This is a genomic window from Bacillus sp. SH5-2, from assembly GCF_008368905.1.
GTDB classification, from domain to species: Bacteria; Bacillota; Bacilli; order Bacillales; family Bacillaceae_G; genus Bacillus_A; species Bacillus_A luti.
Genome location: NZ_QOSD01000020.1, coordinates 465,325 through 486,817 on the forward strand (window position 1 = coordinate 465,325; position 21,493 = coordinate 486,817).

A 21,493-nucleotide genomic window follows, 5' to 3' on the forward strand; every position below is an offset into this window, starting at 1 on the left:
ATAAAAATACAAAAGTGGTAACATAAAAATCAGAAAGATGAGGGATGACGATGAGCCATTTGTTAACGATGAGTGAATTATCGGAAGTAGAAATTTCAGAAATCCTAAAAGACGCAGAAGATTTTGCGAATGGAAAAGAGAGCAAAACGACAGAGCAAACTTTTGTTGCAAACTTGTTCTTTGAGAATAGTACCAGAACGAGATTTAGCTTTGAAGTTGCTGAGAAGAGATTAGGACTTGATGTTTTAAACTTTTCAGCAGATGCATCTAGCGTACAAAAAGGAGAAACTTTATACGATACGATAAGAACACTAGAATCAATCGGAACAAAAGCAGTGGTCATCCGCCATGAGCAAGATCGCTACTTCGATGAACTAAAAGATCAGGTGAATATCCCGATCTTAAACGCTGGAGATGGATGTGGAAACCACCCAACGCAGTGCCTACTCGATCTTCTTACAATTAAACAAGAGTTTGGAAGATTTGAAGGTTTGAAGATTGCAATAGTAGGAGATGTTCGTCATAGCCGAGTAGCACGTTCGAATGCAGAAGCATTAACGAAGCTCGGTGCAACAATTTACTTTGCAAGTCCAGAAGAGTGGAAAGATGAAGACAACACATTTGGAACATACAAACCATTAGATGAACTTGTTCCGGAAGTTGATGTAATGATGTTACTTCGTGTACAACATGAGCGTCATGATCATTATGAAACAGACATTATGAAAGAGTATCATGAGAAACACGGATTAACAGTGGAAAGAGAAAAGCGTATGAAAGAAGGAAGCATTATTATGCATCCAGCTCCTGTAAACCGAGATGTTGAAATTGCAAGTGAACTTGTTGAGTGTGAGCGTTCACGCATATTTAAACAAATGGAAAATGGAGTTTACGTAAGAATGGCTGTACTAAAACGCGCCTTACCAAATGTATTAGGAGGAATGAAACATGAATTACTTGTTTAAAAATGGTCGTTATATGAATGAAGAAGGAAAAATTGTAGCAACAGATCTTCTCGTACAAGACGGTAAAATCGCTAAGGTAGCAGAAAATATTACGGCAGATAATGCTGAAGTAATCGATGTGAACGGAAAGTTAATCGCACCTGGATTAGTAGATGTACACGTACATCTTCGCGAACCAGGTGGTGAACATAAAGAAACAATTGAAACAGGTACACTAGCAGCGGCAAAAGGTGGATTCACTACAATTTGTGCAATGCCAAATACACGCCCAGTACCAGATTGCAGAGAACATATGGAAGATCTGCAAAATCGTATTAAAGAAAAAGCGCATGTCAACGTACTACCATACGGAGCAATTACAGTACGCCAAGCGGGTTCTGAAATGACAGGTTTCGAAACATTAAAAGAACTTGGAGCATTTGCTTTCACTGATGACGGTGTAGGCGTACAAGATGCTAGCATGATGTTAGCTGCTATGAAGCGTGCAGCGAAACTGAATATGGCAGTAGTTGCACACTGTGAAGAGAACACACTTATTAATAAAGGTTGTGTACATGAAGGGAAGTTTTCTGAGAAACACGGATTAAACGGTATCCCATCAGTATGTGAATCTGTACATATTGCAAGGGATATACTGCTTGCTGAAGCGGCAGATTGTCACTATCACGTATGTCACGTAAGTACGAAAGGATCTGTACGTGTAATCCGTGATGCGAAACGCGCTGGAATTAAAGTAACAGCAGAAGTAACACCTCATCACTTAGTGTTATGTGAAGATGATATCCCATCAGCTGATCCTAACTTTAAAATGAACCCACCGCTTCGTGGAAAAGAAGACCACGAAGCATTAATTGAAGGTTTATTAGATGGAACAATCGATATGATCGCAACTGATCATGCACCGCATACAGCGGAAGAGAAAGCACAAGGAATTGAAAGAGCACCATTCGGAATTACTGGTTTTGAAACAGCATTCCCGCTTCTATACACAAACCTTGTGAAAAAAGGAATTATTACATTAGAGCAGTTAATTCAATTCTTAACAGAAAAGCCAGCTGATACATTCGGCTTAGAAGCAGGTCGCCTGAAAGAAGGTAGAGCAGCTGATATTACAATCATTGATTTAGAACAAGAAGAAGAGATTGATCCAACAACATTCTTATCAAAAGGAAAAAATACACCATTCGCAGGTTGGAAATGCCAAGGATGGCCGGTAATGACAATCGTTGGTGGTAAGATCGCATGGCAAAAGGAGAGTGCATTAGTATGAAAAGACAACTTATCTTAGAAGATGGAACAGTATTAATTGGAAAAGGTTTCGGAGGAGAAATCGAAAAGTCAGGTGAGGTTGTATTTACAACAGGAATGACTGGATATCAAGAAACATTATCTGATCCATCATATTGCGGTCAAATCGTAACATTCACGTACCCATTAATCGGAAACTACGGCATCAACCGTGACGATTTCGAATCGATTCACCCATCTGTAAATGGTTTAATCGTAAACGAAATTTGTGATCACCCATCAAACTTCCGTAATGAAATTTCGTTAAATGATTACTTAAAAGAAAGAGACATCCCAGGGTTAGCAGGAATTGATACGAGAAAATTAACGAGAAAAATTCGTCAATACGGTACATTACGCGGACGCCTTTGTAACATGGATGCAGATGTAGAATACATCGTGAGCCAATTAAAAGCGACAGTATTTACAGATCACGTGAAACGCGTATCAACGAAAGATCCATACCCAAGTCCAGGCCGCGGACACCGAGTTGTACTTGTAGACTTCGGAATGAAACATGGTATTTTACGAGAATTAAATAAGCGTGACTGTGATGTAATTGTAGTTCCTTACAACACAACAGCAGAAGAAATTTTACGCCTTAGTCCAGATGGAATTATGTTAAGTAACGGACCTGGGGATCCAAAAGATGTACCAGAAGCAATTGAAATGTTAAAAGACATTATCGGTAAAGTTCCTTTATTCGGAATTTGCCTAGGACATCAATTGTTCGCTCTAGCATCTGGTGCGAATACAAGTAAGTTAAAATTCGGTCACCGTGGTTTAAACCACCCAGTAAAAAATATTGCAACTGGAAAAGTAGCAATTACTTCTCAAAACCATGGTTACGCAGTAGAAGAAGAATCAGTTGAAAATACAGAGCTTGAAATTACACATGTTGCTTTAAATGATGGAACAGTAGAAGGTCTTCGTCATAAGAAGTTCCCAGCATTTACAGTTCAATACCATCCAGAAGCTTCAGCAGGACCAGAAGATGCAAATGATTTATTCGAAGATTTCTTAGAAATGATTGAAAACTTCAAGAAAGAAGGGGAAGAGTTATGCCAAAACGCCTAGACATTAACACAATTTTAGTAATCGGATCAGGACCAATTGTAATTGGGCAAGCAGCGGAGTTTGACTACTCTGGTACACAAGCTTGTCAATCTCTTAGAGAAGAAGGTTACAAAGTAATCCTTGTTAACTCAAACCCAGCAACAATTATGACAGATACTGCGACAGCAGATAAAGTATATATAGAACCACTAACATTAGAATTCGTAAGCCGCATTATTCGTAAAGAACGTCCAGATGCAATCTTACCAACATTAGGTGGTCAAACAGGCTTAAATATGGCTGTTGAACTTGCGAAATCAGGCATACTTGAAGAGTGTGGAGTTGAAATTTTAGGAACAAAATTATCAGCAATCGAGCAAGCGGAGGATCGTGATTTATTCCGTACATTAATGCAGGATTTAAATGAACCAATTCCATCTAGCACGATTATTCATACGCTGGAAGAAGCACATGAATTTGTAAAAGAAATTGGTTATCCAGTTATTGTTCGCCCGGCATTTACAATGGGAGGAACAGGTGGTGGAATCTGTAGTAATGAAGAAGAACTAATTGAAATCGTATCAGGCGGATTGAAACATAGTCCGGTAACACAATGTTTATTAGAAAAGAGCATTGCCGGTTGTAAGGAAATTGAATATGAAGTAATGCGTGATTCGAATGATAACGCGATTGTAGTATGTAACATGGAAAATATCGATCCAGTTGGGGTTCACACAGGTGATTCAATCGTTGTAGCACCGAGCCAAACATTAAGTGACCGTGAATACCAAATGTTACGTAACACTTCATTACGAATTATTCGTGCACTAGGAATTGAAGGTGGATGTAACGTTCAGCTTGCACTAGATCCACATAGCTTCCAATACTATGTAATCGAAGTAAACCCACGTGTAAGTCGTTCATCTGCACTAGCATCTAAAGCAACTGGATATCCAATTGCAAAATTAGCAGCGAAAATTGCAGTCGGTTTAACATTAGATGAAATCATAAACCCAGTAACACAAAAAACTTACGCTTGCTTCGAGCCAGCATTAGACTATGTTGTTTCAAAAATTCCACGCTGGCCATTTGATAAGTTTGAATCAGCAAACAGAACGCTTGGTACACAAATGAAGGCAACTGGTGAAGTTATGTCAATCGGACGTAACTTAGAGCAATCATTATTAAAAGCGGTTCGTTCTTTAGAGCTTGGCATTTATCACTTAGAATTAGACCACTTAAAAGAACTTGATAAAGAAACAATGAAAAAACGCATTATTAAAGCAGACGATGAGCGACTGTTTATCGTAGCCGAAGCGATTCGTCAAGGTGTAACGAAAGAAGAAATCAACGAATGGTGTGAAATGGACTTCTTCTTCTTACAAAAAATTGAAAACATCGTAAATATGGAACGCGAAGTAAAAGCGTATGTAGGAAATATGGAAGTACTACAAACTGCGAAAGAAATGGGCTTCAGTGATCACTACATTGCAGCTGCTTGGAACAAAACGGAGCGTGAAATTTACGATATACGTAAAGAAAGCAATATAACTCCTGTTTATAAAATGGTAGATACTTGTGCGGCAGAGTTTGAATCTGCAACACCATACTACTACAGCACATATGGTGACGAGAATGAATCGGTTATAACAGATCGTAAGAGTGTTGTTGTACTAGGGTCTGGTCCAATCCGTATCGGTCAAGGTGTTGAGTTTGACTATGCAACAGTTCACTCTGTATGGGCAATTAAAGAAGCTGGATATGAGGCAATCATTGTTAATAACAATCCAGAAACAGTTTCAACAGACTTCAGTATTTCTGACAAATTATACTTTGAACCATTAACAATCGAAGATGTAATGCACATCATTGATTTAGAAAAACCAGAAGGCGTTATCGTTCAGTTCGGTGGACAAACGGCAATTAATTTAGCGGCGAAATTAGAGGCTCACGGTGTGAAAATCTTAGGAACATCACTTGAAGACTTAGACCGTGCAGAAGATCGTGATAAATTCGAAGCTGCTTTAACAAAACTTGGTATCCCGCAACCAGTTGGTAAAACAGCAACGACTGTAGAACAAGCGGTAGCAATCGCAGAAGAAATTGGTTACCCAGTATTAGTAAGACCATCTTACGTACTAGGTGGACGTGCGATGGAAATCGTATATCGTCAAGAAGAACTGCTGCACTACATGAAAAATGCAGTTAAAGTTCATGCAGATCACCCAGTATTAATCGACCGTTACATGGTTGGTAAAGAAATTGAAGTAGATGCAATTTCGGATGGTGAGAATGTATTCATTCCAGGTATTATGGAACATATTGAACGCGCTGGAGTTCACTCTGGTGACTCAATTGGAGTATATCCACCACAAAGTTTATCTGAAAAACTAAAAGAACAAATCATTGAACATACAATTGCACTTGGAAAAGGATTAAACATTGTTGGATTACTAAATATCCAGTTTGTAGTATTCAAAGATCAAGTGTACGTAATTGAAGTAAACCCACGTGCAAGCCGTACAGTACCGTTCTTAAGTAAAATTACAGGCGTACCGATGGCGAATGTTGCAACGAAAGTTATTTTAGGTCAAGACCTAGTAGAGCAAGGATACGGAACGGGCTATCACCCAGAAGAGAAAGAAGTATATGTAAAAGCTCCGGTATTCTCATTCGCGAAACTACGCTCAGTTGATACAACATTAGGACCTGAAATGAAATCAACAGGGGAAGTAATGGGTAAAGACTTAACGCTTGAAAAAGCATTATATAAAGGATTAGTTGCTTCTGGAATTAACATCCCAACGCACGGCTCAGTAATCATCACTGTAGCGGATAAAGATAAAGAAGAGGCGATGGAAATTGCAAAACGTTTCCACGAAATCGGCTATAACTTATTAGCGACAGCTGGAACAGCACAATCATTAGAAGAGCAAAATATCCCAGTACAAGTTGTAAACAAAATTGATTCTGAAGACTACAACTTACTAGATATTATCCGTCAAGGAAAAGCACAGTTTGTAATTAACACATTAACAAAAGGTAAACAACCAGCGCGTGATGGTTTCCGCATTCGCCGTGAATCAGTAGAAAATGGTGTGGCTTGCTTAACATCACTTGATACAACAAGAGCAATCTTACGAGTATTAGAATCTATGACATTCTCAGCTCATTCAATGAAAGAAATTACGCAAACAAAGCGTCACGAGGTGGTACATGCATGATGCAAAAGCAAAATATGATCGTCGTTAATCAAAAAGAAATCGCAAAAAACATTTACGAGTTAGTGCTTCAAGGAACTTTAGTACAGCAAATGAACGAACCAGGGCAGTTTGTACACATTAAGGTAGCAGAGGGCATTGCGCCCCTTCTGCGCCGCCCGATTAGTATTTGTAATGTAGATCAAGAGAAGAACGAATTTACAATGCTATATCGTGCGGAAGGACAAGGGACAAAAACATTAGCAACTAGAAAACAAGGTGAAATGGTAGACGTACTAGGACCACTAGGACACGGTTTTCCTGTAGAAGAAGCAGAAGCTGGTCAAACAGCTTTACTAGTAGGCGGGGGAATTGGTGTACCACCACTTTATGAACTATCACAGCGTCTCGTTGCAAAAGGTGTACGTGTGATTCACATCTTAGGTTTTCAAACGAAAGATGTAGTTTTCTATGAAGAAAAATTTGCAGAACTTGGTGATACGTACGTTGCGACAGTAGACGGTACACACGGTACAAAAGGATTTGTCACAGATGTAATTGATAATTACGGAATTGACTTTGATATTCTTTATTCATGTGGTCCGTTAGCGATGCTTCGTGCATTAGAAGGACGTTACAAAGAGAAAAAAGCCTATATTTCATTAGAAGAACGTATGGGCTGCGGTATTGGAGCTTGTTTCGCATGTGTATGCCACTTACAAGAAGATCCAAGTGGACATTCTTACAAGAAGGTGTGTAGCGACGGACCAGTATTTCCAATCGGGGAGGTTGTACTATGAACAGATTGCAAGTTGAATTACCAGGATTATCATTAAAAAATCCAATTATACCGGCATCTGGATGCTTTGGATTTGGTCGTGAATATGCACAGTTTTACGATTTAAGTGTACTAGGATCAATCATGATTAAAGCGACGACAGAACAACCACGCTATGGAAATCCAACGCCTCGTGTTGCTGAAACACCGGGCGGCATGTTAAATGCCATCGGACTGCAAAACCCAGGGTTAGAAAAAGTAATGAATTCTGAATTACCATGGTTAGAACAATTTGACCTTCCAATCATTGCGAACGTTGCAGGATCACAAGCTGAGGATTACGTAGCGGTTGCAAAGGAAATTTCTAAAGCGCCTAATGTCCATGCACTAGAATTAAATATTTCTTGTCCGAACGTAAAAACAGGTGGTATCGCCTTTGGTACAAACCCTGAAATTGCTGCTGATTTAACGAAGCGAGTAAAAGAGGTTTCTGAAGTACCTGTATACGTGAAGTTGTCACCGAACGTGGCAAACATTGTGGAAATTGCAAAAGCGATTGAAAATGCAGGTGCAGATGGTTTAACGATGATTAATACATTGCTTGGTATGCGTCTAGATTTAAAAACAGCTAAACCAATTTTAGCAAACCGTACAGGCGGATTATCAGGTCCTGCGATTAAGCCAGTAGCAATTCGTATGGTACATGAAGTAAGCCAAGCGGTTAACATTCCAATTATCGGAATGGGTGGTATTGAAACAGCGGAAGATGTAATTGAATTCTTCTACGCTGGTGCAAGCGCAGTTGCAGTAGGTACAGCGAACTTTATCGATCCGTTCGTATGTCCGACAATTATTGAAGAGTTACCAGCATTACTAGATGAATTAGGATTTGATCACATTTCGGAATGTCAAGGAAGGAGCTGGAAGCAAACATGTCACAGTCGTTAATCGTTGCACTAGATTTTCCAGGGAAACAAGATGTAGAACAATTCTTGCGCCACTTTGAAGGGGAAGAGTTATTTGTCAAAGTTGGTATGGAGTTATTTTACAAAGAAGGCCCTGCAATTATTACGTACTTAAAAGAAAAAGGACATAAGATTTTTCTAGATTTAAAACTTCATGATATTCCGAATACAGTAAAAAGCGCTATGCGTAGCCTAGCTAGTCTAGATGTTGATATGGTAAATGTTCATGCTGCTGGGGGAAGTAGCATGATGAAAGCTGCGATTGAGGGATTAGAGGAAGGTAAGCAAGAAGGAAAAGAGAGACCGATTTGTATTGCAGTTACACAACTAACAAGCACTTCGGAAGCTATGATGAAAAAAGAGATCGGCATTGAGAAAACGTTAGAAGAAGCGGTTGCTCATTATGCAAAACTAACGAAAGAAAGTGGACTGGATGGCGTTGTTTGCTCAACGCTTGAAGTTCCAAAATTACGTGAAGTATGCGGAAATGAATTTGTAACAGTAACACCGGGGATTCGTCTTGCAAGCGATGATGTAAATGACCAGGTGCGCGTAGCAACACCGAAACGTGCGAGGGAACTTGGCTCAAGCTACATCGTAGTTGGACGTAGTATTACAAAAGCAGAACATCCGCTTGAAGCGTATAAAACAGTAAAACAACAGTGGGAAGGTGTAACAGTATGAAAAAAGAAATCGCATCGCATTTATTAGAAATTGGAGCAGTATTTTTACAACCGAATGATCCATTCACATGGTCTTCAGGTATGAAATCACCAATTTATTGTGATAACCGTTTAACTTTATCTTATCCAAAAGTACGTCAAGCGATTGCAGCTGGATTAGAAGAGTTAATTAAAGAGCACTTCCCAACTGTAGAAGTTATTGCAGGAACAGCAACTGCTGGTATTGCGCACGCTGCATGGGTAAGCGATCGTATGGATTTACCAATGTGCTACGTACGTAGTAAAGCAAAAGGCCACGGTAAAGGGAATCAAATTGAAGGAAAAGCTGAAAAAGGTCAAAAAGTTGTAGTAGTAGAAGACTTAATTTCAACTGGCGGTAGTGCAATTACATGTGTAGAAGCACTTCGCGAAGCTGGCTGTGAAGTATTAGGAATCGTATCAATCTTCACATACGAGCTAGAAGCAGGAAAAGAAAAGCTAGAAGCAGCTAACGTAGCATCATATTCTTTAAGTGATTACAGTGCATTAACTGAAGTTGCAGCAGAAAAAGGTATGATCGGACAAGCTGAAACGAAAAAATTACAAGAGTGGCGTAAAAATCCAGCTAACGAAGCTTGGATCACAGCGTAACACGAAAAAAGACGACCGCGGGGGAACGCGGTCGTTTTTTATATGATTTCTAAAACTTCGTATAAAGAATGTATAGTGGATACATCGTATTTTTGCAATGAGCTGTTCCTGTTTAACCATATCCCTTGCATTCCAGCTGCTGTACTACTAATTGCATCAGTCTCTAATCGATCGCCAATATAATAGCAATCACTCATTTCAAGATTCGATTGTAATACGGATCGGTGAAACATTTCAGGGTCTGGTTTTGATATCCCGAGTTCACTAGAAGTAAAAATATATTTGAAATATTGTAGAATGTTTAGAGCAGTTAATTTTTCGATTTGTTGTTCATAGTCACCATTACTAATGATACCTAATGAGTGTCCTCTTTGCTGTAAGCTTTGTAATGTATAGAGTACATCCTCAAACGCGGTCCAGTTGTTCTTATATAATTCTATATATTGATTGAATCTTTGCTGAGATTCCCTAGGTGATAAGTTTACTCCATATGTTTTAAATAAATGATACATTCGCATCCTTTGTTGTTCTTGAAAAGATAATTCCTTGGATAAAAATTTGTTGAAATATTCTTCTGATAATTCATGCCAGATTTTTGTGGCGTCTAATTCATTACCTGAAAAAATGGTGTGATATGTTTGAAAGAAATCTATAATCCCCTTACTCTCAGCGGTATCATAATCAAGTAAAGTTCCATCAATATCAAAGAAAATCATATTACAATCCCCTTACTAATAACTACTTTGCGTTTTCCACAATTTCATATCCTCTCACAAACAAGAGAGTCATATAAGAAACAATAAATGAGAAGATGCTGTACATGCCAACCCAAAAGAAAAATTTTGGAGTAAAGGCGATGACACCTATTATTAAAAAACTAGCAAACGTTACAATCGGCATTACGTAATACGTTTTCGACTTGCGTGTTCCAATAACAGAAACGATAAAGATAAGTAATGGACAAATTAATAAGACGAAAATCAATTCATTCATAGGTATGTCCCCTTTTCTAATTGCAGTAATCTGTTTCTCGTAAACGTTTTGAAATAATTACTCTCCTAATATAATTTCGCTAAGTAATAATGAATCCCTCTTGAAAACCAGTATTTCATGATGAATTTTACAAGCAAAAAACGTAAGCAAGAGAACACTTGCTTACGTTATAGAATAAACATCGCAACGATTGTAGTGACAATTAAGCCAATCACAACCGGTAAAAAGTTTCGACGTGCAAGTTCAAATGGATCTACCTTGCAAATCGCAGCGGCAGGAATAAGTGCCCAAGGAATTAATACACCAACACCAATGAAAGACATTATGCTATTTAACTGAAACAATGATGATTTCTCTTGGTATACCAGTACCTCTTTTATATTCTTCTTCGGTATCAATAACAATTTGAGAAAAGAGTGTACACATCATTTGTTTTTTTTCGGAGTCATTAGCTTTACTCCATAATGATTCTATATTTCTAGCGATAAAAGAAATATCTTCTATATTTTCATGACTCCTTTTGTAATTTTGGAGTTCTTTAGTGAGATCCTTTTCTCTTTGTCTCAGTTCCTCGGTTTTTTCAACTAGTTCATCAATATCAATAATATCTCTTTCATACATCTTTTTATGCTTAGTTAGAGACTTTTCTATTGCCGATAATTCAGCTTCCAACTCTTTAACTTTCCTTGTGGAAGATTGTGTTTCAGTATTAATTTGCGGGGTGACCAAATCTACTAGTTCGTTAAATCTTTCGAAAATCTTCTTCACTAAAGTAGATTCTAGAATGATATGGCTAGAACAAGTTTTCCCTGATTTTTTCCCAGAACAACGATAAGTTTTTTGACCCACACTACCTCTATGACCAGACATAGAATGACCACAACGACCACATTTTAATATAGTTGAGAAAAAATAATTGCTTGTTTGTCGTTTTCCACCTGGTCCACGTCTTGTATCTAAAACATCTTGTAATGACCAAAATTCATCTCTTGGTATGATTCTTTCGTGAATTCCTTCGTATAATTTTTGTTCTCTTGGAGGTTTTTTGTAAGCTCGAAGAGTTTCATTGAAAGTGAGGTATCCAGCGTATACTGGGTTATTAGCAATCCCTCTAACGGTATCTACATGCCAATCTTTATTTGATTTAGTATAGCACCCAGATTCGTTTAGCTTCTTAGCGACTGTCACGAATCCATATGTCCTTGATAGTTCGAAGATTTTTTTTACAATGGGGGCTTCTGTAGTATTAATTTTCAGTTCATCGTTTTTATATGTGTATCCGTAAGGTGCCACTCCACCTTTCCATTTCCCCATTTTGGTCTTTTTTTCTATTCCTAACCTAACACGCTCAGCTAAGTTTTCTCTTTCCCATTGAGCCATTCCTGCTGCAAGCGTAATAAATAATCTCCCCATAGCATTCGTTGTATCATAAACTTCTGTGGCGGATTTAAAAGAGCAATCACTTTCCTCTAAAATTTTTAATATTTTATAAAGGTCTAAAACAGACCTAGTTAAACGATCTAGACGATAAACAAGTAATACATCGATTTCTTTCTTTTTAATTTCCTCTATCATTAATTGGAATTTAGGACGATTTAAATCTTTAGCAGAATATCCCTCATCAATATACGTATCAATAATTTCCCAACCTTGTGATGCACAAAATGCTTCGAGTTTTTCCTGCTGTGCAGCAATTGAATATCCATGTTTTGCTTGTTCTTCTGTTGAAACGCGAACATATAAAACACATTTCATGAAAATCACCTCATATGTATTAGATACCGAAAAGTATAAAATTATGAGTAAAAAGGCATGATAGTCAATTAAGTAATTGACTTTAGGGCGCAGTGAGGTCAATTCCTCACTGGTCGACCCAAATGAAATCATATAGTTCTTCGACAGGAACATCGAGATGATGTGCAATGTTTTTGGCTGTTTTTAATGTCATTGTACTCGTATTGTTAGCATAGGCATGGACTTGTTGTTTTTTCATGCCAAGTTGTAAGGCTAAATCAACCTGTGTCATTTTCCTGGCTTTTAAGATTTCATTTAGTCGACACTTGCCGACTATAAACACTTATCATCACCTAATTACTCATCATAGGACTTACACTATATAAAAATTTACCTATGATTTTAATGTCTTCACAATTATCTTGTGAGAATTGTTGGTCCTTAAAACTTTCATCGTAAGAGCACGGTTCTAATACCATTAAATCAGTAAATTTGTAAACCTTCTTAAGAGTTGCATAATGACCATTCACAATAACAGCTGCAATTTCACCATTTTCAACATCTGGTTGTTTTTTTAGTACAGCATAATGTCCGTTTGGAACAATTTTGTTCATAGATTCACCATTTACCACAAGACCAAATAGTTCATCCACATGGTGTGTTTTGTATGGTGGTGCAATTCTGTCAACTATATCTTGTACAGCTTCTATTGGGGTACCAGCAGCGATTTTTCCTATAACAGGTATAGTATTAACAAAATGATTGTTCATTTCTTCAATCTGCATTCTTTCCAATTGATTTGCTAGATACAATGTTGCTAGGTCGTTTCCATCAATCTCTCTGTTGATTGCATGTGCAATTTCATTTCGTTCTTCTGAAATTAATTGCAACACACCATCTATAATAGCAACTTTTTTATTTTTATAAGTAGTATCAATGTCTGCTTTGGTAACTCCGAATACCATCGCCATTTTTTCTAATACACCTGAACTTGGTTTAGATCTGTAATTCATATAGTCACTCATTGTACTTCTTGCAATACCTATTTTATTGGCTAGTTCTGATTGAGTCATATCATGTTGTTTTAAAAGCCTTTTTATATTATCTACTATTATTTGTTTTTGTGATTCGCTCATTAATTTCACCTCCTATGTTAACCACGTTTTTAATATATCACATTACGAAATATTCGTAAAGTGTTCGTTTTGTATGGTTTTTTCGTACTTTTGTATTGTGTTTACATAAAATTAGTAATACAATAAGTTTCGAAGGAGGGACGGAAAACAATGGAATATGCTAAAAGAACTCTTCATGAACTAAGAACAAGCGCTGGATTAAATCAAGCTGAACTTGCAGACATACTTGAAGTTTCACCAAAAACACTTTGGTTTTATGAACAAAATTCAAGTAACATACCTGATGAACTAATTCAAAAATATATGTATGTATTTAATGTTCCTTACGAGGATATATTTTTTGGTGATAAGTACGAAAAAATCGTACAAATAAAAAATAACGTATTGGCAAGGGCTCAAAACTTGAAAAAGTTACGAAATAGTATGTAGTCCAAATGTCCAATCAGCATATGTTGTGTTGAGGTGAGAAAAATGAATAACTGGACTATTGAGATTACAGAAGAAAAGCTACGTAAGTTAAAGCCAATATTTGAGAGTATCTTGTCTAGAGAACAAGGTAAAACAATTAAAATCACGTCTTTAACGATGGGACATGTAACTATCAAGGATAAATAAGGGCTTCATTTTTTTTATACATAATGTCGAAAAATGAAGTCGTTATTTATCAAAAATAAATGAGAGATGGTGAAAAGTATGAACGGAGTATTATCAGCAAGTAAATTAATGAAAGCATCAGAAGTTGTAAAAAAATGTGCAGAAACGAGAAAGCATCCAGCAATGTTATTAATTACTGAAATTGAAGTAAAGCGCAAGATGTACGAAATGAACCGTGAGGTTTCATCTCGAAGGGAGGTGAGTTAATTGAAGGAAGTAACATTGGTTTTTAAGTCGGGTGCAAAGGTTAGTTTTACAGCTGAACAATTTAAAACAATTACAAATGGATTTGGTTCTTTAACGAAAATTGAATATACGGGTGCAGCTACGAAGGTGCCATTCCACATTAGTGTTTGTAATATCGATGCAATATTTGTGGAAGACATCATCGAAAAGGAATCGATTAAGGAGCCTGATCATCCAATTGAAGATTTCTATGGTTGTGAAATTCAACAAGATGATAAGTATTTTGTGTTTGGACAAGATATCGTACTTAAAGAAAATCTGACGGAATACTTAATTGAGCAACACAATGTTGAATGCTTTAAAGCAGTATAAAAAGAAAAACCACCTGCGCCAACAGGTGATTTAAGTAAAAATATTCACAGTCATTATAGCATGAATTGATTTCGTGTAAAGGGGGTACATATCAATGGGCATTAAAGAAGTTTCTAAAGCTGTACAAGCTATACGAGAAGCCCGAAATGAACATGGCATTATCAGTGTTCGCGGAAAAGAGGTCCATCTTAGTAATGAAGTACTGGAATCATTGTTGGATGAATCTAAGGTTAAACCACTAATACTAAAACGTGAGTCAAAGGATTATCCTTATGAAGTTTCATTTATTAGTGAACATGTAATCTATTTTTCTCTTTATACTTCAGAACGATTAAAAACTAAACTTGGAGGTAATATCGATGAATGCATTACAACAAAATGAATTATTGGAAGTGGACCAATTACAAGATGCGGAGCAACAGTTTGAAATTACGGATATTAATGGTTTGAACTGGGCATTCCGTAAACTATCTGCTCTTAAATCAAAGGAAAAAGAAATTAATCAATTAGCAAACGTTGAACGTGATCGCATTGCTGAATGGGAAAAAGGTGAGTTGATTTCCGTCCACAATAGTATCACCTTCTTTGAAAGTCATATTCAACGTTATCATGCGGAACAACTTGCAGCGGATCCAAAACAGAAAACAATTAGTACGCCTTACGGTAAATCAAAAACTCGTAAGAGTAAGGAAACCCCTGATAAAGGTGATGAAGCGTTGCTTCTAGATTATGTTATTCAAAATGACCTTGCTGAATTTATTAAAAATAGTGTTAAGTGGGCTGATTTAAAGAAGACATTAAAAATTGTTCAAATTGGTGATGAGAAAGTAGTTGTAGATGGGGATGGACAAATTGTCCCAGGGGTTACGGTTAAACCTGAATCTATTTCTTATAGTGTAGAGGTTTAGGTAAATGCTTTGTCCTTATTGCGGCAAAGAACCAAAGTTCATGTCCAGTAAAGAATTCTACGGAAAAGATTATGGCTCAAATATATATGTTTGCCGTCCGTGTGATGCTTATGTAGGAACTCATGGGAAAACTAAGACACCATTAGGGACATTAGCAAACAAAAATCTAAGAATAATGCGTAAGCGAGCCCATAAATCATTTGATCCATTGTGGAAGTCAAAGAGAATGAGTCGTTCACAAGCATATAAATGGATGGCTGAAGTTATGAACCTTCCATCAAAAAAAGCACATATAGGCATGTTTAATGAAAGACAATGTTTTAAATTATTGAAGCATATTAGAGAAATTTCATTAGTTCATTTTTAGAAAGGATTGATTCTATGTTCCAAGTAACAGAAGCAAAGCGTGAAAAGATGAAAGCTGTAATTGGATTTATCGGTTGTAGTGGCTCAGGTAAAACAGGTAGTTCATTACTTACAGCCTTTGGAATGATGCAAGAAGCATACCCTAACTTATCAGAAGAAGAATTGTGGAAGAAGATTGGAGTTATCGATACAGAGCATGAACGCTCAAAACTCCATGTAGGTCTTGTATATGGGGAAACGAAAATAGGAAACTTCCTTCACATTAATTTTACTCCACCGTACACAACTGAAAGATATAACGAAGCGGTTCGAGTTATGAAGAACGCTGGTGCTGAAGTACTTATCATCGATTCCTTATCGCATAACTGGCAAGGTGAAGGTGGCATTATAGAAACTCATGGTGAAATGTCTGGTAACTCATTTCAAAACTGGGGCAAGCTTTCATCTGAAACTACTAAATTAATAAAAACGTTAACTCAGAACAATGTTCATATTTTAGCGACCCTACGAACTAAAACTGAGTATGTAGTTGAGCCTGATGCAAAAGGGAAAATGGCTCCACGTAAAGTTGGAACTAAACCAGTACAAAAAGATGAAATGGAATATGAGTTCATGCTCAATTTTGTAATTGATATTGACCATGTAGCTGATACTTCAAAGGATAATACGCAAATGTTCGAAGGACATCCACAGAAGATTACTGCTGAAGTAGGTCGCAAATTGTACAAATGGCTTGAGTTAGGTGTTGATGTGAAAACCGAGGAAGAAAATGAAAGAAACAATCTTATTGCACAAATTAAAGAAATTGCTAGTACGAGTGACGAGGCAACTAAGATGCTCTCTGAAATTGAATTTAAAACGAATCAAAAACTTGAAGATTTCAATATGAAATTTTTAAGCGTTGCTTTAGAGAGGTTGCAACCCTTTAGTAAATCCGGAGAAAAAGCATGACACAAGAGCAACTTATTGAAATTCAAAAGAAGTTAGCAGGTCAATTTATGCAAAAAGTTGATGTTTATCACTATGAAAAATACAGAGGGATTTTAGTTGTAGGTCATGGAGAAGTACTCCATCCGCACAACATCCTTGCTGTAATACCATATTAAAATATTGGAGGAATAAATAATGTTTAAAGTAGATCACAGTCAAGCAGCAGAATTTGAGGTAATTAAACCAGGTGAATATGAAGTAACAGTTGTTAATTATGAATTAAAACAAGCTGAGTCAGGCAATAACCGAGTAATCGTTGATTATGAGATTCGTAGCGATGTGGAACAACCATTCCAAGGTCAAAAGATTTTATTTGATAACTTTACAGTGACTGAAAAAGCAATGTGGCGATTCCAAGCAGCATCAAAGGCAGCACAATTCCCAGATGGAATGCAATTTAGCAGCTACAAAGAATGGGCTGATACATTCTTAAATAAACCATTGCGATTAGTAGTAGGTGAGCGTGAGTACAACGGTAAAAAGTATCCACAAGTAAATGGTTTTAAGGTATCTGAAGTAGCAGCTCCAAGTAGTGGATTTACTGTTTCAGATGAGGATATTCCATTCTAAAAATTAATTAACAAGATTCAAATAGGAGGGAGCTACTAACGGCTCCCTTTTCCAAAGGGAGAAAATCAAATGAGATATAAATTTAATCAAATACCGGCAGAGCTTAAAAACACTCCTCATTGGATCTTATGGCGGTCAGAAGTAAGAAACGGTAAGAAAACAAAAGTTCCTTATCAAATCAATGGGGAAATGGCTCAATCAAATAATAAACGGAGCTGGTCAACGTTTCCGACAATCGTAAAGTTCTATGAACAAGGAGATTATGACGGGATTGGATTCATGTTTTCAAAGGATGATCCATTCATTGGAATTGATATTGACCATTGTATCCAAGAAGGTGCTCTTACAAGTTTAGCTGAGGATGTTATTGAAACTGTAAATAGTTACACGGAATATTCACCAAGTGGTGATGGTATCCACATTATTGCAAAAGGTAAGCTGCCATTAAAAGGACCAGGTACAGGACGGAAAAATGTAGATATCGGATTGGAAGTATACAGACATGGACGGTACTTTACTTTCACCGGTGATTGCTTAGATCAAGTTCCTGTGGAAGATAGAACGGATAAATTAAAAGTTTTATTTGAGAAGTATTTGAAAGAGAAGCCAAAGCCTGAAAAGAAGCAAAGCACTACTTCATTTGAACGAGAAGATATTACTAGTTTATCGAATGCCGAATTATGGGAGCGAATGTTTGATAGTAAAAGCGGTGCAGCCATTAAAGATTTATTCCAGGGCATGTTGATTAACGGTGATCACTCTTCAACTGATATGGCTTTATGTAATCATTTAGCATTTTGGACTGATAAAGATTCAACAAAGATGGATTCAATGTTTAGAGAGTCTTCATTACTTCGTGAGAAGTGGGATAGACCACATTCTAGTGATGGTCGTACATATGGACAAATGACAATCGATACAGCGATTCTTTCAACACCTTCCACAATAGCTGATTATGAACCACCTGAAGAGAAAAAGTATGAAGTTTATATTTCCGATAACTCAATTGAAGATACTGAGGAAATTATCGATGAAGCTCCAAAGTTTCATTTAACTGAGTTAGGAAATGCAGAACGTATTGCTTATTATCATGGCGAAAATATTCGCTATTGCAATGAATTGGAATGGCTCATATGGAACGGTAGGCATTGGCATGAGGATAGTAAGAGACAAATTGAAGCTATCACAGCAAAAACATTTAGAGCTATATATGGAGAAGCGAAAGCTACGGAAGATAAATATCAATCAAAGTTGTTAAATGATTGGGCAAAAAAATGTGAAAGACGGTCCATACGGATAAATAGCATCTTGGATGTAAGACCTATGGTATCGGTGAAAAAGAAAGAATTGGACTCTCATAGTTTTCTATTTAATTGTGATAACGGAGTTATCGATTTAAAGACCGGTGAATTATTACCGCATGACCGTGATTTGTTATTAACAAAGATTTCTCCAATCAAGTATGACAAAAATGCTGAATGTCCAAACTGGAAGGCTTTCTTAGAAAGTATTTTTAAAACACATACTGGTGCAGCGGATCATGAACTCATTAACTATCTGCAGAAAGCTATTGGCTATTCATTAACCGGTGTAACAAAAGAGCAAGTAATGTTTTTCTTATTCGGTAATGGACGAAATGGTAAATCTACTTTTATTAACATCATCCAAGATTTACTTGGTGATTATGGAAGACAGACGAACAGTGACACTTTCTTAAAAAAGAGAAATGATTCAGGTATTAATAACGATGTAGCCCGACTTGATGGAGCGCGTTTTGTATCAGCTGTCGAGAGTGAAGAAGGGCAACAATTATCTGAAGCCCTGGTTAAACAAATCACCGGTGGTGAGAAAATGTCAGCTCGTTTCTTACGCCAGGAATATTTCGAGTTTACACCTGAATTTAAAGTATTCTTCACTACCAACCATAAGCCAATTGTTAAAGGTTCCGATGAAGGTATTTGGAGAAGGATTATGCTTATTCCGTTTACCGTAACAATCCCAAAAGACAAGATTGATTATGATCTACCAGATAAATTAGCAAAAGAAATGCCTGGCGTTTTGCGTTGGGCGGTGGAAGGCTGCATGAAGTGGCAGACCGAAGGGTTGCGTGCCCCTGAAGCCGTGAAGGCAGCGACTGCAGAATATCGTGAGGACATGGATATATTGGCACCTTTCATTGATGAGAATTGTACGGTACATCCTACAGAGAGAATTGAAGCGAAGCTACTATACGAAAATTATACAAAGTGGTGTTATCAAAATAATGAATTGGATTTAAAAAATCGTGCCTTTTATCGTCAATTAGAAATTCGAGGATTCAAAAAAGAAAAAGGTTCGAAAAACAAAACTTTTATTATAGGCATGACATTAAACAATCATGCTAGTGCAAGTTTATTTTCAACAGACGATAAAAAAGAAGAAAGTAACATAACTCCTATAAATAGGAAAAAGATTTGATGTTGGGTTACTGAAGGGTTACTAAACTGTTTTTTCAGTAACCCGTATAAATGTTTTTATATCAATGGTTTATAGCTTATGGGTTATTAAGGTTACTGAGTTTCCTATAACAGCCTATAAGAAAATAAATATATAAAAAAATAATATATATATAGGACTTTAATAGAAAATCGGGTAACTTCAGTAACCCTGATAACCCAAAGTGACCTTGAACCCTTGATACGATTGGTTTTATAGTGGGTTACTGAATAAAAAACTTAATAACCCTCGATAACCCTTTTAGAAAAAGAGGTGTAATATGCATCCAAAACAAATATGTGCTGATGTTCAATCAATGGGAGCGAAGCTCGTTCTTGATGGGAATGATTTATATATTGAAAACCATGAAAAGGTTGCTCCTGAAATTGAATCAGTTATTAAAGAATACAAGCTACGGATTATTAAATATTTGCAAGGTAATTATTCAGACCAAGATCATGCGGTAAAACAAACGATAGATAAAATTATTAATTTTTTTATCGGTGTCGAACAAGACATGAATCCAAAAATAAATGATTGGTTTAATCATGATGAAGCTGCTGCAAGGTTGGTTATGGAATTAACGTTAAATTTCTCACTTAATGGCTGGTTATATGTAAAAGAATCAGTAGCAAACTATGAAAATAAATTAACGGACGAGCTTTCACAGGAAATATTCAATCGTGCAATGTCGCATTTTAGGAAGGTGAAATAAATGCCAGCAATTCATTATCGATATTCAGAAAAAGAGTTAAAAGAAATTCTCGATACATTAGAAATCATGGTGGATACAAGGGAACAGAAAAACCAACATGTACTTGATTATTTTCGCAAAAAGAATGTTCCATTTAGACTTAGAAAAATTGATACGGCCGATTATTCAGCTGTAATTCCTAAGAATCCTGAAATGGGAATTACACGAGATATTTATTTAAGTGCCGGAGTAGAACGTAAAAATGGTGTAGATGAATTGGTTCAATCAATTAAAGATCGTACAAGATTTGAAAATGAATTAATTCGTGCTGCTAAACATCCATTTGTTCTACTTGTGGAAGATTTAAAAGGCTATCAAAAAATCTTGAAAGGCGAATATATAAGCCAATACAAACCAGAGGCATTACTTGGTAGCTTAAAAACATTTGAAGTGCGATATGGATTTTCAACAGTTTTTATTGAGCCGGCTACAACAGGCAATTACATATACCATCATTTCTTATACATGGCTCGTGAGTATCTGAAGAAGGGAGTCATATAAATAATGATTTATTCTCGTGAAGAGCAAGAAACTACATTGGTTTTTGACTATAGTACAGGTCAGTGGAATGTTTACTCTACTGTTCCTAAACACATTCGAAAACTTAGTAATCTATGTGAATTACAAACCTTAGAAGAAGAGGATGGAAGACCAACAGCCGTTAAAGGTATTCTTCAAGAAAAACAAGTAACGATGAAGAATTTACGAGTTATGACAGAAGAACAAAGATTGAAAGCGGCTGAAAGACTTTTTAAGGCTAGAAACGTACAGAAATAACAGGAAAACTTTAG

27 protein-coding genes and 1 pseudogene are annotated in these 21,493 nt (G+C 36.6%); 22 read left to right on the top strand and 6 right to left on the bottom strand.

Annotated elements, in window-relative coordinates; translation table 11 throughout:
- The first annotated feature begins 50 nt into the window (after positions 1-50).
- Genes pyrB through pyrE form a run of 8 tightly spaced genes read left to right on the top strand, consistent with a single transcriptional unit; the run spans position 51 to position 9,564 of the window.
- Positions 51-965, top strand: a complete 915-nt coding sequence (pyrB, locus tag DN410_RS17645; protein WP_000018850.1) for an aspartate carbamoyltransferase — start codon at positions 51-53, stop codon at positions 963-965.
- On the top strand, positions 949-2,235 hold the full coding sequence (gene pyrC / locus DN410_RS17650) for a dihydroorotase (protein ID WP_149177433.1): 1,287 nt from the start codon (positions 949-951) through the stop codon (positions 2,233-2,235). The genes pyrB and pyrC overlap by 17 nt, the downstream gene beginning before the upstream one ends.
- Positions 2,232-3,329, top strand: coding sequence for a carbamoyl phosphate synthase small subunit (locus DN410_RS17655; protein WP_149177434.1), 1,098 nt, complete (start codon positions 2,232-2,234; stop codon positions 3,327-3,329). Before pyrC ends, DN410_RS17655 begins: the two co-directional genes overlap by 4 nt.
- Positions 3,314-6,532, top strand: coding sequence for a carbamoyl-phosphate synthase large subunit (carB, locus tag DN410_RS17660; RefSeq protein ID WP_149177435.1), 3,219 nt, complete (start codon positions 3,314-3,316; stop codon positions 6,530-6,532). Before DN410_RS17655 ends, carB begins: the two co-directional genes overlap by 16 nt.
- Positions 6,529-7,308, top strand: coding sequence for a dihydroorotate oxidase B electron transfer subunit (gene pyrK, locus DN410_RS17665; RefSeq protein WP_000983359.1), 780 nt, complete (start codon positions 6,529-6,531; stop codon positions 7,306-7,308). The genes carB and pyrK overlap by 4 nt, the downstream gene beginning before the upstream one ends.
- Positions 7,305-8,234: a dihydroorotate oxidase B catalytic subunit gene (gene pyrD / locus DN410_RS17670; protein WP_001081057.1), complete on the top strand. Its 930-nt coding sequence runs from the start codon at positions 7,305-7,307 to the stop codon at positions 8,232-8,234. Before pyrK ends, pyrD begins: the two co-directional genes overlap by 4 nt.
- Positions 8,219-8,935 carry an orotidine-5'-phosphate decarboxylase gene (gene pyrF / locus DN410_RS17675; protein ID WP_149177436.1) on the top strand — a complete coding sequence of 239 codons (717 nt, stop codon included), beginning with the start codon at positions 8,219-8,221 and terminating at the stop codon, positions 8,933-8,935. Before pyrD ends, pyrF begins: the two co-directional genes overlap by 16 nt.
- Positions 8,932-9,564, top strand: coding sequence for an orotate phosphoribosyltransferase (gene pyrE / locus DN410_RS17680; RefSeq protein WP_000711449.1), 633 nt, complete (start codon positions 8,932-8,934; stop codon positions 9,562-9,564). Before pyrF ends, pyrE begins: the two co-directional genes overlap by 4 nt.
- 38 nt (positions 9,565-9,602) lie before the next feature.
- Here pyrE and DN410_RS17685 read toward each other — a convergent pair whose 3' ends face one another.
- The 6 genes and pseudogenes from DN410_RS17685 to DN410_RS17705 form a co-directional block, all read right to left on the bottom strand.
- Entirely contained in the window at positions 9,603-10,280 is a 678-nt protein-coding gene (locus DN410_RS17685; RefSeq protein WP_149177437.1) for an HAD family hydrolase, read from the bottom strand.
- A gap of 22 nt (positions 10,281-10,302) precedes the next feature.
- A complete protein-coding gene (locus tag DN410_RS17690) occupies positions 10,303-10,557 on the bottom strand; it encodes a YbeF family protein (RefSeq protein ID WP_001003928.1) in 255 nt (84 codons plus the stop codon).
- A gap of 167 nt (positions 10,558-10,724) precedes the next feature.
- Positions 10,725-10,868, bottom strand: a pseudogene (locus DN410_RS28015) (hypothetical protein); the annotation flags it as partial.
- 16 nt (positions 10,869-10,884) lie between these two features.
- Entirely contained in the window at positions 10,885-12,312 is a 1,428-nt protein-coding gene (locus DN410_RS17695; RefSeq protein ID WP_179958621.1) for a recombinase family protein, read from the bottom strand.
- 106 nt (positions 12,313-12,418) lie between these two features.
- Positions 12,419-12,634: a helix-turn-helix transcriptional regulator gene (locus DN410_RS17700; protein WP_149177439.1), complete on the bottom strand. Its 216-nt coding sequence runs from the start codon at positions 12,632-12,634 to the stop codon at positions 12,419-12,421.
- Between the two features lie 10 nt (positions 12,635-12,644).
- Positions 12,645-13,427 (bottom strand): LexA family transcriptional regulator, encoded by a 783-nt coding sequence (locus tag DN410_RS17705; protein ID WP_149177440.1) that lies wholly within the window; start codon positions 13,425-13,427, stop codon positions 12,645-12,647.
- Between the two features lie 150 nt (positions 13,428-13,577).
- Here DN410_RS17705 and DN410_RS17710 point away from each other — a divergent pair, with 150 nt between their 5' ends.
- The 14 genes from DN410_RS17710 (at position 13,578) to DN410_RS17760 (ending at position 21,479) form a co-directional block, all read left to right on the top strand.
- Complete coding sequence (locus tag DN410_RS17710) at positions 13,578-13,856, top strand: helix-turn-helix transcriptional regulator (RefSeq protein WP_149177441.1); 279 nt, start codon at positions 13,578-13,580, stop codon at positions 13,854-13,856.
- Positions 13,857-13,898: 42 nt separating this feature from the next.
- A complete protein-coding gene (locus DN410_RS28020; RefSeq protein WP_179958622.1) occupies positions 13,899-14,042 on the top strand; it encodes a hypothetical protein in 144 nt (47 codons plus the stop codon).
- A 78-nt stretch (positions 14,043-14,120) separates the two neighbouring features.
- Positions 14,121-14,288 carry a hypothetical protein gene (locus tag DN410_RS28025; RefSeq protein ID WP_179958623.1) on the top strand — a complete coding sequence of 56 codons (168 nt, stop codon included), beginning with the start codon at positions 14,121-14,123 and terminating at the stop codon, positions 14,286-14,288.
- Positions 14,289-14,639: a YqaI family protein gene (locus tag DN410_RS17715; protein ID WP_149177442.1), complete on the top strand. Its 351-nt coding sequence runs from the start codon at positions 14,289-14,291 to the stop codon at positions 14,637-14,639. It abuts the gene before it with no gap.
- 94 nt (positions 14,640-14,733) lie between these two features.
- Entirely contained in the window at positions 14,734-15,021 is a 288-nt protein-coding gene (locus tag DN410_RS17720) for a hypothetical protein (RefSeq protein ID WP_149177443.1), read from the top strand.
- Positions 14,999-15,547 (top strand): host-nuclease inhibitor Gam family protein, encoded by a 549-nt coding sequence (locus DN410_RS17725; protein ID WP_149177444.1) that lies wholly within the window; start codon positions 14,999-15,001, stop codon positions 15,545-15,547. The genes DN410_RS17720 and DN410_RS17725 overlap by 23 nt, the downstream gene beginning before the upstream one ends.
- A gap of 4 nt (positions 15,548-15,551) precedes the next feature.
- On the top strand, positions 15,552-15,914 hold the full coding sequence (locus DN410_RS17730; RefSeq protein WP_149177445.1) for a zinc-finger-containing protein: 363 nt from the start codon (positions 15,552-15,554) through the stop codon (positions 15,912-15,914).
- 14 nt (positions 15,915-15,928) lie between these two features.
- A complete protein-coding gene (locus DN410_RS17735; RefSeq protein ID WP_149177446.1) occupies positions 15,929-16,864 on the top strand; it encodes a DEAD/DEAH box helicase family protein in 936 nt (311 codons plus the stop codon).
- Complete coding sequence (locus DN410_RS28030; RefSeq protein WP_176364463.1) at positions 16,861-17,019, top strand: hypothetical protein; 159 nt, start codon at positions 16,861-16,863, stop codon at positions 17,017-17,019. The genes DN410_RS17735 and DN410_RS28030 overlap by 4 nt, the downstream gene beginning before the upstream one ends.
- 19 nt (positions 17,020-17,038) lie before the next feature.
- On the top strand, positions 17,039-17,473 hold the full coding sequence (locus tag DN410_RS17740; protein WP_149177447.1) for a DUF669 domain-containing protein: 435 nt from the start codon (positions 17,039-17,041) through the stop codon (positions 17,471-17,473).
- 69 nt (positions 17,474-17,542) lie between these two features.
- Positions 17,543-19,930, top strand: a complete 2,388-nt coding sequence (locus DN410_RS17745) for a phage/plasmid primase, P4 family (RefSeq protein WP_149177448.1) — start codon at positions 17,543-17,545, stop codon at positions 19,928-19,930.
- A 298-nt stretch (positions 19,931-20,228) separates the two neighbouring features.
- Positions 20,229-20,663: a hypothetical protein gene (locus tag DN410_RS17750; RefSeq protein WP_149177449.1), complete on the top strand. Its 435-nt coding sequence runs from the start codon at positions 20,229-20,231 to the stop codon at positions 20,661-20,663.
- On the top strand, positions 20,664-21,203 hold the full coding sequence (locus DN410_RS17755; protein WP_098770028.1) for an ERCC4 domain-containing protein: 540 nt from the start codon (positions 20,664-20,666) through the stop codon (positions 21,201-21,203).
- 3 nt (positions 21,204-21,206) lie between these two features.
- Positions 21,207-21,479, top strand: a complete 273-nt coding sequence (locus DN410_RS17760) for a hypothetical protein (RefSeq protein ID WP_149177450.1) — start codon at positions 21,207-21,209, stop codon at positions 21,477-21,479.
- Positions 21,480-21,493: the final 14 nt, after the last annotated feature.

What these genes read in the sequence shown, in the direction of transcription:
- pyrB (WP_000018850.1), top strand. Translation starts at nt 51, where the DNA reads ATGAGCCATTTGTTAACGATGAGTGAATTATCGGAAGTAGAAATTTCA.
- pyrC (WP_149177433.1), top strand. Translation starts at nt 949, where the DNA reads ATGAATTACTTGTTTAAAAATGGTCGTTATATGAATGAAGAAGGAAAA.
- DN410_RS17655 (WP_149177434.1), top strand. Translation starts at nt 2,232, where the DNA reads ATGAAAAGACAACTTATCTTAGAAGATGGAACAGTATTAATTGGAAAA.
- carB (WP_149177435.1), top strand. Translation starts at nt 3,314, where the DNA reads ATGCCAAAACGCCTAGACATTAACACAATTTTAGTAATCGGATCAGGA.
- pyrK (WP_000983359.1), top strand. Translation starts at nt 6,529, where the DNA reads ATGATGCAAAAGCAAAATATGATCGTCGTTAATCAAAAAGAAATCGCA.
- pyrD (WP_001081057.1), top strand. Translation starts at nt 7,305, where the DNA reads ATGAACAGATTGCAAGTTGAATTACCAGGATTATCATTAAAAAATCCA.
- pyrF (WP_149177436.1), top strand. Translation starts at nt 8,219, where the DNA reads ATGTCACAGTCGTTAATCGTTGCACTAGATTTTCCAGGGAAACAAGAT.
- pyrE (WP_000711449.1), top strand. Translation starts at nt 8,932, where the DNA reads ATGAAAAAAGAAATCGCATCGCATTTATTAGAAATTGGAGCAGTATTT.
- DN410_RS17685 (WP_149177437.1), bottom strand. Translation starts at nt 10,280, where the DNA reads ATGATTTTCTTTGATATTGATGGAACTTTACTTGATTATGATACCGCT.
- DN410_RS17690 (WP_001003928.1), bottom strand. Translation starts at nt 10,557, where the DNA reads ATGAATGAATTGATTTTCGTCTTATTAATTTGTCCATTACTTATCTTT.
- DN410_RS17695 (WP_179958621.1), bottom strand. Translation starts at nt 12,312, where the DNA reads ATGAAATGTGTTTTATATGTTCGCGTTTCAACAGAAGAACAAGCAAAA.
- DN410_RS17705 (WP_149177440.1), bottom strand. Translation starts at nt 13,427, where the DNA reads ATGAGCGAATCACAAAAACAAATAATAGTAGATAATATAAAAAGGCTT.
- DN410_RS17710 (WP_149177441.1), top strand. Translation starts at nt 13,578, where the DNA reads ATGGAATATGCTAAAAGAACTCTTCATGAACTAAGAACAAGCGCTGGA.
- DN410_RS28020 (WP_179958622.1), top strand. Translation starts at nt 13,899, where the DNA reads ATGAATAACTGGACTATTGAGATTACAGAAGAAAAGCTACGTAAGTTA.
- DN410_RS28025 (WP_179958623.1), top strand. Translation starts at nt 14,121, where the DNA reads ATGAACGGAGTATTATCAGCAAGTAAATTAATGAAAGCATCAGAAGTT.
- DN410_RS17720 (WP_149177443.1), top strand. Translation starts at nt 14,734, where the DNA reads ATGGGCATTAAAGAAGTTTCTAAAGCTGTACAAGCTATACGAGAAGCC.
- DN410_RS17725 (WP_149177444.1), top strand. Translation starts at nt 14,999, where the DNA reads ATGAATGCATTACAACAAAATGAATTATTGGAAGTGGACCAATTACAA.
- DN410_RS17730 (WP_149177445.1), top strand. Translation starts at nt 15,552, where the DNA reads ATGCTTTGTCCTTATTGCGGCAAAGAACCAAAGTTCATGTCCAGTAAA.
- DN410_RS17735 (WP_149177446.1), top strand. Translation starts at nt 15,929, where the DNA reads ATGTTCCAAGTAACAGAAGCAAAGCGTGAAAAGATGAAAGCTGTAATT.
- DN410_RS28030 (WP_176364463.1), top strand. Translation starts at nt 16,861, where the DNA reads ATGACACAAGAGCAACTTATTGAAATTCAAAAGAAGTTAGCAGGTCAA.
- DN410_RS17740 (WP_149177447.1), top strand. Translation starts at nt 17,039, where the DNA reads ATGTTTAAAGTAGATCACAGTCAAGCAGCAGAATTTGAGGTAATTAAA.
- DN410_RS17745 (WP_149177448.1), top strand. Translation starts at nt 17,543, where the DNA reads ATGAGATATAAATTTAATCAAATACCGGCAGAGCTTAAAAACACTCCT.
- DN410_RS17750 (WP_149177449.1), top strand. Translation starts at nt 20,229, where the DNA reads ATGCATCCAAAACAAATATGTGCTGATGTTCAATCAATGGGAGCGAAG.
- DN410_RS17755 (WP_098770028.1), top strand. Translation starts at nt 20,664, where the DNA reads ATGCCAGCAATTCATTATCGATATTCAGAAAAAGAGTTAAAAGAAATT.
- DN410_RS17760 (WP_149177450.1), top strand. Translation starts at nt 21,207, where the DNA reads ATGATTTATTCTCGTGAAGAGCAAGAAACTACATTGGTTTTTGACTAT.